We start from the raw sequence: 2,921 nt of genomic DNA on the forward strand, positions 1-2,921 counted from the left end.
AATCATAATAGTGGAGGACAATCTGAAGCTAATCCTTTTACTGGAACAAATACTTGGACCAATTTTACAGGAGTCGCATCAGGTAAATTTCCTCGTAACTATAATGATTTTTACAAAAATAGTTACGGAAATAATGACGAAGGATCTTTTGGAGGTTTTCCAGATTTGTGCCACGCTGCACCAAATGTTCAAAACTGGCTTTGGCTTAGAGCTGATGGTGTTGGTAAATATTATAAAAACACTATGAAATTTGATGGATGGCGATTTGACTACGTAAAAGGTTTTGGCCCTTGGGTTGTAAATGCTTGGAATGCAAACGTAGGTGGGTTTTCTGTTGGAGAATATTGGGATTCTAACGTAAATACGCTTGAATGGTGGGCTAATAATGCAAACAGTTCTGTGTTTGATTTTGCTTGTTACTATAAAATGAATGATGCCTTTGACGGAAACAATTTAGCTTTATTGAATGATGATATGATGTGGAAACGTAATCCGTATAAAGCAGTAACTTTTGTAACCAACCACGATACTGATGAAATTTGGAACAAATTACTAGCCTACTCTTATATCTTAACTCATGAAGGTTATCCAACTATTTTCTACAGAGATTATGAAGAATGGCTAGACAAAAACAAACTGAACAACTTAATTTGGATTCATAACAATAAAGCAACTGGAACAACTTCTATTTTATATTCTGACAATGACGAATATGTTGCAAGAAGAAATGGATACAACGGAAATCCGGGATTGGTAGTTTACATTAACAACTCTGATGTTTGGCAAGAAAGATGGATTCAGACTAATTGGGCAAACACTCAAATTAAAGATTTCACAGGAAACTCAACTTGGTATCCAACTACTCAGGCTGACAAATGGGTAAAAATACAATGTCCTCCAAAAGGATATTCAATTTGGTCAATTAATCAGTAATTTTAAAAATGACTATTTTAAGGCTGTTGCAAAACAGCCTTATTTTTTTGTTTTAAAATCCCGTCAGAAGAAAGACTTCCAAATTTAAGAACTGAATATTTTTATAAAGCCGTAATTTAATAGTACTTTTGCAACCTATTTATACGAAATATGAGCTTTTTAAAAGAAATACAACGCAGAAGAACATTTGGAATTATATCGCATCCCGATGCCGGTAAAACGACATTAACAGAGAAATTGCTTTTATTTGGAGGTGCAATTCAAGAAGCAGGAGCTGTAAAAAACAACAAAATTAAAAAAGGCGCAACTAGTGACTTTATGGAAATCGAACGCCAAAGAGGTATCTCGGTTTCAACTTCTGTGCTTGCTTTTAATTATAAAGATAAAAAAATCAACATCCTTGATACTCCTGGACACAAGGATTTTGCTGAAGATACATTTAGAACTTTAACTGCTGTTGATAGCGTAATTGTTGTGATTGACGTTGCAAAAGGGGTTGAGGAGCAGACAGAAAAATTAGTTGCTGTTTGTAGAATGCGTAACATTCCAATGATTGTTTTTATCAATAAATTAGACCGTGAAGGTAAAGACGCTTTCGATCTAATGGATGAAGTAGAACAAAAATTAGGTTTAAAAGTAACTCCGTTAAGTTTTCCAATCGGAATGGGTTATGATTTCCAAGGAATTTACAACTTATGGGAAGAAAACATTAACCTTTTCAGCGGAGACAGCCGTAAAAATATCGAAGAAACAATTGCTTTTTCTGATGTGCAAAACAATCCAGAATTAGATAAAATTGTAGGTGAAAAAGCGGCAAATAAACTTCGTGAAGAATTGGAATTGATTGATGAGGTTTATCCGAAATTTGAACGTCAAGATTACTTGGATGGAAAAATCCAGCCAGTATTCTTTGGTTCTGCTTTAAATAATTTTGGAGTTCGCGAGTTGTTAGATTGTTTCATTACAATTGCGCCATCTCCGAGGGCAAAAGATTCTGAAACTCGTACAGTTGAACCTACAGAAGAAAAAATGTCTGGATTTGTTTTCAAAATCCACGCAAATATGGACCCGAAGCACCGTGACCGTTTAGCATTTATTAAAATCGTTTCTGGAACTTTTGAACGAAATAAACCGTATTACCATGTTCGTCAGAAGAAAAATTTAAAATTCTCAAGTCCGAATGCTTTTTTTGCTGAGAAAAAAGAAATTGTAGATATTTCTTACCCAGGTGATATTGTTGGTTTACACGATACTGGGAACTTTAAAATTGGAGATACTTTAACTGAAGGCGAAATAATGAGCTTTAAAGGAATTCCGAGTTTCTCTCCAGAGCACTTTAGATACATCAATAATGCTGATCCTATGAAAGCCAAGCAATTAGAAAAAGGGGTTGATCAGTTAATGGATGAAGGTGTTGCTCAGTTATTTACTTTAGAAATGAATAATCGTAAAGTTATTGGAACGGTTGGTGCGCTTCAATACGAGGTAATTCAATATCGTTTAGAACACGAATACGGAGCAAAATGTACTTACGAGAACTTCCCTGTACACAAAGCTTGCTGGGTAAAACCCGACGATGCTAAAAATGAAGAATTTAAAGAGTTTAAACGTATCAAACAAAAATTCCTTGCTCACGATAAGTATGGTCAATTGGTATTCTTAGCAGATTCTGATTTTACAATTCAAATGACGCAAAGCAAATATCCATCTGTAAAATTATACTTTACATCAGAGTTTGATTAAATCTAAACTTTAAATAAATATAAAAAGGCTGTTTAAAATTTTAAACAGCCTTTTTATATTTAGCTTCTCTTTCATACCAGCAAAAAAGTTTACATAAAAAAAGCGCTAATTCTAAAATCAGCGCTTTTTTATAATTTGAATTAAATCAACCTTACTAAGTCATTATATTTCAAAATTTAATCTTTTTTAGGCTACCCCAAATTAAGATAAAACACGGTTGAAACGAAATTTAGTCGACCAAAGTA

General features: G+C 33.6%; 2 protein-coding genes. Both read left to right on the forward strand.

Annotated elements, in window-relative coordinates; genetic code table 11:
- On the forward strand, positions 1 to 933 hold a 933-nt coding region (locus B3J44_RS12865; protein ID WP_286968785.1), incomplete at its 5' end, for an alpha-amylase domain-containing protein.
- Positions 934 to 1,083: 150 nt separating this feature from the next.
- Positions 1,084 to 2,676, forward strand: a complete 1,593-nt coding sequence (locus B3J44_RS12870) for a peptide chain release factor 3 (protein ID WP_132989548.1) — start codon at positions 1,084 to 1,086, stop codon at positions 2,674 to 2,676.
- Positions 2,677 to 2,921: the final 245 nt, after the last annotated feature.

Origin of the sequence: Flavobacterium sp. UBA4854, from assembly GCF_002399805.1 — a bacterium.
GTDB lineage: Bacteria > Bacteroidota > Bacteroidia > Flavobacteriales > Flavobacteriaceae > Flavobacterium > Flavobacterium ginsengisoli.

Bases quoted from the DNA above. Each gene is read 5' to 3' on its own strand.
- B3J44_RS12870 (WP_132989548.1), top strand. From the start codon at position 1,084: ATGAGCTTTTTAAAAGAAATACAACGCAGAAGAACATTTGGAATTATA.